The sequence below is a fragment of the Mycobacterium intermedium genome, from assembly GCF_002086275.1.
GTDB classification, from domain to species: Bacteria; Actinomycetota; Actinomycetes; order Mycobacteriales; family Mycobacteriaceae; genus Mycobacterium; species Mycobacterium intermedium.
This window is the reverse complement of record NZ_MVHT01000153.1, coordinates 1-7,355: the sequence shown is the minus strand read 5'-3', so window position 1 is coordinate 7,355 and position 7,355 is coordinate 1. Positions and strand designations below refer to the sequence as shown.

The window sequence follows — 7,355 nt, the reverse complement described above, 5'->3', positions numbered from 1 at the left end:
CCGCTGCGACGGCCCAACAGAGACGGTCTCTCACCACCTCCCGACACACCAAGCGCCTCGTGGCGCACAGCTCGGCCGCGAAGAAAGCCGATGCGGTCTTCAAAATTGCGTTAGCCCTGCGTAATTCGGCGTTCTCCCGCCGTAGGCGTTTCAGCTCAGCTGACTCCTCAGTCGTCGTTCCCGGCCGCGCGCCGGCATCAACCTGGGCTTGGCGAAACCACTTGCGTACTGTCTCAGCCGAGCCGACCCCGAGCAGTCGTGCAACCTCACTGATCGCTGCCCATTCCGAATCGTGCTGATCGCTGATCTCAACGACCATCCGCACCGCCCGCTCACGCAGCTCCGGTGGGTACCTCCTCGACGTACTCCCTGACATGACTCCAACCTTCCCAAGAAGTGGAGTCTCCGGACATCCCGGGGCGGTTCACACTGGCCTGTCACGGGCCCGGCGGATCACCCGTGATGCCCACATGCACCGCCGTAGATCGGAAAGCCAATGGCTGGATCAATCAATGCCGCCTTCCTCCGCAAACTCGAAACCCGCCGCGACGCCGAGCGCGCGACCGCTGAGCGGTTGCTGCTCAACGCCAAGAACGAGGGTCGCGACTTTCTCTCTGAAGATGAGGACATTCAGATGCGCGTCCACCGAGAGACGCTGCGCGGATTGGACGAGCACATCGCCGAGACCCGCAATGAACTGAAACGTCTCGGTTCCCATTCGCTTACTCAAGGCGGCGCGGACGCGATGGCGTGCGCGCGTAGTTGGGCGCAGAACACTGCCGCCGAGTTGCGGCGCTCGTTCGGTTCGGAGTCGCGGGCAGTGATCAGCGGCAGCGTCGATGTACCGCTGCTGGTGCCCGACTTCGTGACCGACATCCCGCACCCCACCCGCCTGATCGACCTGTTCCCGTCCAGGCTTGCCGTCAGTTCGATGGCCTACGAGTACTTCAGGCAAATCGCGCGAACGAACAACGCCGCGCCCGTGGCCGATAACGCACTGAAGCCCACCAGCATCCTCACCGTCAAGGCCATCCTGGACCGGTGCCGCGTCATCGCGCATTTGTCTGAGCCGCTGCGTTTCGTATTTGGTTGGACGAGGCAGCCATCACCAGTTGGCTTTACGGTGAGATGGCCGCCGGGGTGCTGGACGCCATTGAGTACCAGGCGATCAGCGGCGACGGCAGCGGGGAGAACTGCACCGGCATCCTGCACACCGCGGGAACCACGGCGGTCGCCTTCACCACCGATGTCGCCACAACTCTGCGGCGCGCGACAACGGCGCTGCAGCAACTCGGCGAGGTTCCGACCGCGTGGGCGTTGTCGCCAGCCGACGCTGAGCAGCTCGATCTGTTGCGGTGGGGCACCTCAGGCGGTCTGCTCACCGGCGGGTACGAGAACGACACCAAGATGGGCTTCGGCACGTCGGACAACATCTTTGGACCGTCGACGGTCGCGCGAGTAGTGAGCCCTTCCGTGCCGGCGGGGACCGCGATCCTGGCCGATTGGAAGCAGCTCAAGCTGTTCACCCGCGAGACCATGCGCATCGACCTGGACGCTAGCGGCGTCTTGTTCCAGAAGAACCAGATCCAGCTGCGGGCCGAGGCTCGGGTCGGCGTCGGTGTGCTGCGACCGCAGTCCTTTGCCATCGTCGATCTCACCAGCTGATGTACTTCGGCGAGCAGTACGACGACTACCTGACGGTTGAGCAGTGCGCCGCGCAGCTCAACCTCAGTGAGGCCCGCGTGATGGAGCTGGTCGACCAGCGCGTCCTCAAGAGCTACGGGGACGGCGTGATGTGGGTCCAACCTGCACTCATCGTGGGCGTGACGACATGACGATCACCTGGCGCACCGGCGAGGCTGCCGCCGAACTGACCGGCGCCAGCATCGCGGAGACCGATGCCGCCGCAGCGTCGGGGCGCCTCGATGCCCAATACCACGGCTGGCAGCTGATGGTCGCCACACCACCGACGAAGCCGCGCAAGGCCACACGGAAGGCCAAGAAGTAGTCCGCATGCTCTTCTCGAAGGCGCGGAGGTGGTCTCCGCCGCGCCGAGCCGCTATAGGAGGCGTCACGTGGGGAGATGCCACCGGCCTGCAGACCCGTCCTTCCTGCGGGCCGGTGGTCCCTCCCACCCCCGTAGGGGGTGCGCCTGGCCGTGCAGTGCAACCATGTCCGGTGCCAGGTGTCGGGGCATTTCTGCTTCGGCACCCTCGCAGCCCACCCGCATACCCACCGCCGCACCACCACCCGCGCTCACCGTTCCTCCCACGCAATTCCGTAGGGGTCGGTGTAGGTACGGTACTCGGCCTCACCCTGCGGGTTCAGGTACCACTTGAAGTCCACCGCCCCTTGGCGCAGCAACTGCTCTTTGCGGGTACCGGCGGCGCGCTGCCGCTCCACTTCACCGGCCTGCGCCGCGAACCGCTTGAAGCTGTCCATCGTCAGGGGCCTGGCCTTGGCCTCGGCCGCGCGCTCTGCCGCCTCAAGTTCGGCGTGCACACTGCGGCCAGGCAGCCGGGGCTTACTGGCCTTCGGGCGCGGCCGGCCTATCCTGCCGGTCGCCGCGCCGTGCCGCGCACCAGGCGCTTCAAACAGCGCCGCGTGCAGCATCAGGCGCGGTTCGGTCTCGTACTCGTAGTGCACCATCGGGCTTGCCTTTCTCAGCCAACCAGCGCGGCTTGTCTTGCCGTGCTGCCAGGCCGAGCCAGGGCGGTAGCCACACCGCCCTGGTGGCCCTCGCCGTCAAGCGGGTTGCGCGGTCACCCCACGGTGGTGGGCCACGCACGCGGCGTAGCACTTGGAGTGGGCTCCGGCCTCGACAAGGTAGACCGCCTCACCGTCGTCCGGTTTGACCACGGCGCTGTACTTCCCGTCCTGGTCTTCCACCGGAAGGATCGCGTAGCTGTGGCCCGCGCTGTATGCCTGCTGGCCCGTCACGTCGCGGTTCTCGAACCCGTCGGGGAACTGCCAGCGCAGCTTCGCCGACTTGCCTGATGCTGCCGTTGCCGCCTTCGTGGGCGTGCTGGCCGTACCCTTCGCCGGGGTCGATTTCTTCGTCGTCGTGGCCGCCGCGTTGTCTGCCGCCGGGGTCGGGGTCGGGGCCGCCTTGCCCGCCGGGTGTCGCCGCCGCGCGCCCGTCTTCGCCTCGCGGGTCTCGGCCACCACATCAGCGGAATTGTTGGTCTCGGTCATGGTTTGCTCTCCTTCGGTCGGTAGCGGCGCTTTGCCGCTGCTACCTGTAATTATGCCTCACCGAAAGGTTGACACTCAAGTTTGCTGTAGACGAATTCCATTGCAGCACAATCGAATTCATCCAACGAACGCCCGTCAAGAGACCGTCAAGCGCACGGGCGCTGCACAGCCGGCGCACCGGGCAGGGGCACCGAAACTATGGAACCCCCACCAGCAGGCCCGCCAGACTGCCGCCTCGTACCCCCCCGTGATGCAGCGCAGAATGCCTATGTGACGGAGGGATGAGCGCGGTGATCAGATGCGACCGATAGCAGGGAAATCGACTGCATAGCAACAAATTCGGGTGATGGCGCAATCGCTGTCAAGCATGGTGGGTAAACGCTGCGAACTTGGAAGCGCGCTGCGCGTTGCGTCCTTGGAGAACGCATCCAACGCCCGCAATTGCGGCGACGAACGACCGAAGCGCGGGAACTGCGCCTCAGGACTTGGTCGTCTTACTTATTGGCGAAGAAGAGCCCGACAAAGCCGCCAATAAGGACACCGATGAATCCCCCAACGGGGCCGCCGACTGCATAACCCAGACCACCGCCGATCAGGCCGAAGAGAATCATGAATACCTGATTCGTCTGGTCTCCACTCTTGTCCGCGTTGCACCAGGGGCAAACGTTTCCGCTGAACGGGATATCTTTCCCGCAGTTAGAGCAGCGCATCCGTTGGTTCTCCTTTCTGCACAGCGGAACCAACGCTACTGCGCCTGTTTCCACGCTCGGCGAACGAGGTCGCGAGCAGTCTTTGCTGAACAGTCGAACCCCGCATCCTTGAACTGCTTTTGCACTGCGCGGATGGCTTCTTCCTCGCTGGCCTCGTCCGGTGTGGGGACGGAGAGCTCCTTCGGGAAGTTTCGGTTGACGTAGTCCTCGATGCCAAGATCGTTTTTGCCCATGCCGATACGGTAGATGTCGGGTCTGACAGCACTCGTGAAGCGCACAGCTCCTCGACCTAACGGCGCGTGGGCAAACTGCGGCGCAAGAAGTTGGCACGGATATTGCGGAAACTCCAACGGTGATGCTTCACCCCTGCTTACGCTGCTCATCGATTTAGCACGTATACGGGAGAAATATGTTTCGCGCCTTCGCCGTTGCGGCAGTCGCAACATTGACTATTGGACTCGCCGCAGGTCTCAGCGAATTGTCCGAACCGTCAATTCAGCTTGCTCAGTGCCAGCCCGGTTACTACAAGAACAGTTCAGGCAACTGCGTCGAAAAGCCGGACCAGAACCCAAATGGCACGACTGCCGTCTGTTGCGATGGCACCAGTTCCCACAGCCAGACGAGCAGCGGCACCTGTTCCCATCATGGCGGCGTCTGCAAGTGGAACAGCGTCGAGCCCGGATACTCGGACAACGCCCGCCAAGAATGGGCCTAGGCATCTACACCTCGTCCGTCGAGGGCCGAGATGAGAAGGTTGCGAAGCGTTACTGATTCTCAGGTTTGAAAAGCGAGATCACAGCGAGGAACACTGTGGCACCGATATCCCACGTGGTGAAGTAAGTTGTCACTGCGGCACAGGTTGCAGCCACAGCCAGGACCACGATGGGTGGAGTCCCTGTGGGTGGGCGCTGAGGGTTGTTTCCTGAGCTTGCTAACGGGTTTATGCTCATTGAGTTGTTCCTGTTGGTGAGACGACGGGACAATATGGCTGCCCCGACCGGTGCAACGGTGCGGGGCAGCTCTATTCTCTGACGAGTTGAGGCGACTACATCAAGGTCGGCAACACTTAACCCGCGTCAGGCAACGCTTACGCTGAAATGGTGTCGCGCGGCTTCGGTTCTGTACAGCGCCTAGTACTTGACGCCCTGATCAGCAGGCAACGACACGATGTCTTCGACATGACCACGATCCCCGCTGTAGCGAACACCTTTTATGACGATCCCCATGAGCAAGCGAACCAATACGAGCGACTGCGGAGCATGCGCCTAGCGAATATTTCGAACCAGGAAATCATCGACCACCTAGCCAACCCGTTCTATTTCCCAACGGCGCGTGCACGGTGGAGGTGGTACACCGTTGACCTGTTGGGCCTTGCCGAACCAGGAACCGGACGGGCACGAAGGGTTAGCCTTCACCGGGCTGCCCACACTCTGCATCGCGCGGGGCGTTTGGACGTCGCGCATGGACTGCCCTACCCGCAACCCTTCGGCGTTGGCGACGGCTTCTACAATCCCAGCAAGGGTGTTGATCTCCAGGAACTGAGGTTGGTGGACAACCGCTGGCCTGAGGGCCCAGAAAAGTGTCTCTGGCTTCGTTTGCCTCCGCCGCCCCCGGACGATGTGCCGGAAAACGATCAATTGTTTTTCCTCAATGGTTTCGCAGAAGGCCCCGATCTTTTCCTCGATTTTGTGGAAGCAATTGACCGGAATCTGGCGTGGCAGTCCGAGGTTGGCCGCTTCCTTCGGTGGCTGTTCTGTGGGTCGCTAGGCCGGAACGAGGTCACGTCTTCCACTCGACCATTACCCGGTCTGGGTTGAAAACCTTGCCACCCTTGCCTACCGGCTGAATCGTGATCGTGGCCAGCAGGTCGAAAACGGAGCGCAGCCGGTCCGGTGGTAGCGCCTCGATCTTGTGGACCACCTCGTCGGTTCCCAACGGTATGCCGTCGAGCACCCGTAGCCGGTCCTGGTCCTGCTGGCGCGCAACTATGTCGTCCAGCTTCTCCTGGATGCGCGCGGTGGCCCGCGCCGCTTGTGCACCGGTCAACATGTCGTCGGCGTAGTCGTCCGCGATTTGATCCTGCTTAGCCAGTAGCAGCGCTTCCTCGGTCCGCAGCTTCTCCGCTTCGGCCCTGTCGAAAGTCTTCTTGCGCAGAAACTTTGCAGCACCAGGGCGCGACAGCTGCTCCACCAGCAGGTTCATCAGCAGCGGCTCCACATGCTCAGCACGGACGGACACCCGCCGGCACACCCTGCAGCTGTATGCGATGGAGTGCGCCGCCTGACCGCCGCTGACTTTCGTCTCACCAGCTTTGGGGCGCCCTGGCTGTCCACCGGTCGGGTTCATGACCCAATTACCCGCCAGATACCCGCCGCAGCCCTCCCGGCCGCAACGCATGACCCCCGTCAGCAGGTGCTTGCGGACGCTCTTCGGGCCAGGGGCGCGACCAGGCGCGTTGAGCACTGTCTGCACCCCGCGCCAAAGGTCCTCCTCCACCAACGGCGGCCAAGTACCTTTCACCGGCTTGCCCGTCGCGTCCAAGACGATCTGGCCGTTGTGCTCGCGCAGACCGGCGTTGCGCGGCGACCGCAGGAACAGCGAAAGCGTGGAGGCCGACCACGGCTTGCCGTTGAGCCCGAACAGCTTCTCGGCATTCCACCGGTTGGCCAGATAGGTGATCTTCTCGCCCCGCAGCACCGCCTGATACGCGGCGACCACCCGCTGCTGCGCCCGCACATCAATTACGCGCGTGCCGTCGTCGTCCTCCTTGCGGCGTATATCAGGAACGTAGCCGAACGCCTTCTTCCACTTGGGGTGTCCCCGCTCGGCGCGTTGCTGCGCGGCGCGGCGCTGGCGAATACGCATCATCGCGATCTCGTGCTCGCTCACCGCTGTCTTGATAGCGGCGGTGAGCACACCCGACGGTGTCGATAGGTCGATCTCGCCGTTGTTGCTCGTGGCCAGCAAAATCCCGCGCTCGATGAACAGGCCCTTGTAGGCGACAAAGTCCTCCAACATCCGGTTCACCCGGTCCTGATCCCACGCGGCAACCGCGTCGATCTTCCCGGCCCTAATGTCACCCAGCAGGCGTTCCCACTCCGGTCGCCGCTTGCCGTTGGAGGCGCTGCGGTCGTTGTCGACGTAGTACCCGGCGACTTTCAGCCCTTCACCTCGCACAGCGCTGCGGTGTCTTCCCGCTGGCGGTCCACACCCTCGCGCTTGTCCCGGGGATCGGAGCTGATGCGGCAGTAGCAAGCTGCCCTGACCTGCTGTTTTGGTAACGTCGCCATACTTAAAGTGTATGCCAGCAAGTGGTAAATGAAAGGTGCAGTAGCACTTCATGTTCGCCGCGTGGGTGGGCCCACCCTGGGCCTACGGGATGGTGTGGTCGAGCTGGCAGTCCCAGGCCGACACCTCACACCCGGGCCAGCGACACGTCAGATCCCGGCA

At 63.2% G+C, this 7,355-nt stretch carries 13 protein-coding genes; 5 read left to right on the top strand and 8 right to left on the bottom strand.

Features of this window, described 5'->3' with window-relative positions:
• The 3 genes from BST27_RS29165 to BST27_RS32770 form a co-directional block, all read right to left on the bottom strand.
• A partial coding sequence (locus tag BST27_RS29165; RefSeq protein ID WP_249025732.1) for a transposase occupies positions 1 to 376 on the bottom strand: 376 nt, incomplete at its 3' end.
• 129 nt (positions 377 to 505) lie between these two features.
• Positions 506 to 718, bottom strand: a complete 213-nt coding sequence (locus BST27_RS29160) for a hypothetical protein (RefSeq protein ID WP_069422566.1) — start codon at positions 716 to 718, stop codon at positions 506 to 508.
• Between the two features lie 8 nt (positions 719 to 726).
• Positions 727 to 876, bottom strand: coding sequence for a hypothetical protein (locus tag BST27_RS32770; protein WP_156789333.1), 150 nt, complete (start codon positions 874 to 876; stop codon positions 727 to 729).
• A 213-nt stretch (positions 877 to 1,089) separates the two neighbouring features.
• Between BST27_RS32770 and BST27_RS29155 the strand changes: the two genes are divergently transcribed.
• Genes BST27_RS29155 through BST27_RS32765 form a run of 3 tightly spaced genes read left to right on the top strand, consistent with a single transcriptional unit; the run spans position 1,090 to position 2,008 of the window.
• Positions 1,090 to 1,665, top strand: a complete 576-nt coding sequence (locus tag BST27_RS29155; RefSeq protein WP_069422565.1) for a phage major capsid protein — start codon at positions 1,090 to 1,092, stop codon at positions 1,663 to 1,665.
• Positions 1,665 to 1,835 (top strand): helix-turn-helix domain-containing protein, encoded by a 171-nt coding sequence (locus BST27_RS31945; RefSeq protein ID WP_139805440.1) that lies wholly within the window; start codon positions 1,665 to 1,667, stop codon positions 1,833 to 1,835. Before BST27_RS29155 ends, BST27_RS31945 begins: the two co-directional genes overlap by 1 nt.
• On the top strand, positions 1,832 to 2,008 hold the full coding sequence (locus BST27_RS32765) for a hypothetical protein (protein WP_156789332.1): 177 nt from the start codon (positions 1,832 to 1,834) through the stop codon (positions 2,006 to 2,008). Before BST27_RS31945 ends, BST27_RS32765 begins: the two co-directional genes overlap by 4 nt.
• Before the next feature lie 248 nt (positions 2,009 to 2,256).
• Here BST27_RS32765 and BST27_RS29150 read toward each other — a convergent pair whose 3' ends face one another.
• The 3 genes from BST27_RS29150 to BST27_RS29135 form a co-directional block, all read right to left on the bottom strand.
• The gene (locus BST27_RS29150) at positions 2,257 to 2,649 is read right to left on the bottom strand and encodes a hypothetical protein (RefSeq protein WP_069422564.1); all 393 of its coding nucleotides are present in this window, start codon (positions 2,647 to 2,649) and stop codon (positions 2,257 to 2,259) included.
• A 96-nt stretch (positions 2,650 to 2,745) separates the two neighbouring features.
• A complete protein-coding gene (locus BST27_RS29145) occupies positions 2,746 to 3,195 on the bottom strand; it encodes a hypothetical protein (RefSeq protein ID WP_069422563.1) in 450 nt (149 codons plus the stop codon).
• A gap of 745 nt (positions 3,196 to 3,940) precedes the next feature.
• Positions 3,941 to 4,255 carry a hypothetical protein gene (locus tag BST27_RS29135; RefSeq protein WP_139805439.1) on the bottom strand — a complete coding sequence of 105 codons (315 nt, stop codon included), beginning with the start codon at positions 4,253 to 4,255 and terminating at the stop codon, positions 3,941 to 3,943.
• A 59-nt stretch (positions 4,256 to 4,314) separates the two neighbouring features.
• Between BST27_RS29135 and BST27_RS29130 the strand changes: the two genes are divergently transcribed.
• Both BST27_RS29130 and BST27_RS31940 read left to right on the top strand, forming a co-directional pair.
• Positions 4,315 to 4,620, top strand: a complete 306-nt coding sequence (locus BST27_RS29130; protein ID WP_069422560.1) for a DUF3761 domain-containing protein — start codon at positions 4,315 to 4,317, stop codon at positions 4,618 to 4,620.
• A 385-nt stretch (positions 4,621 to 5,005) separates the two neighbouring features.
• Entirely contained in the window at positions 5,006 to 5,722 is a 717-nt protein-coding gene (locus BST27_RS31940; protein WP_139805438.1) for a hypothetical protein, read from the top strand.
• Here the strand turns inward: BST27_RS31940 and BST27_RS29125 are convergent.
• Entirely contained in the window at positions 5,685 to 7,082 is a 1,398-nt protein-coding gene (locus BST27_RS29125; RefSeq protein WP_232007475.1) for a recombinase family protein, read from the bottom strand. The genes BST27_RS31940 and BST27_RS29125 overlap by 38 nt on opposite strands.
• Complete coding sequence (locus BST27_RS34690; protein ID WP_264000744.1) at positions 7,064 to 7,195, bottom strand: recombinase family protein; 132 nt, start codon at positions 7,193 to 7,195, stop codon at positions 7,064 to 7,066. The genes BST27_RS29125 and BST27_RS34690 overlap by 19 nt, the downstream gene beginning before the upstream one ends.
• Positions 7,196 to 7,355: the final 160 nt, after the last annotated feature.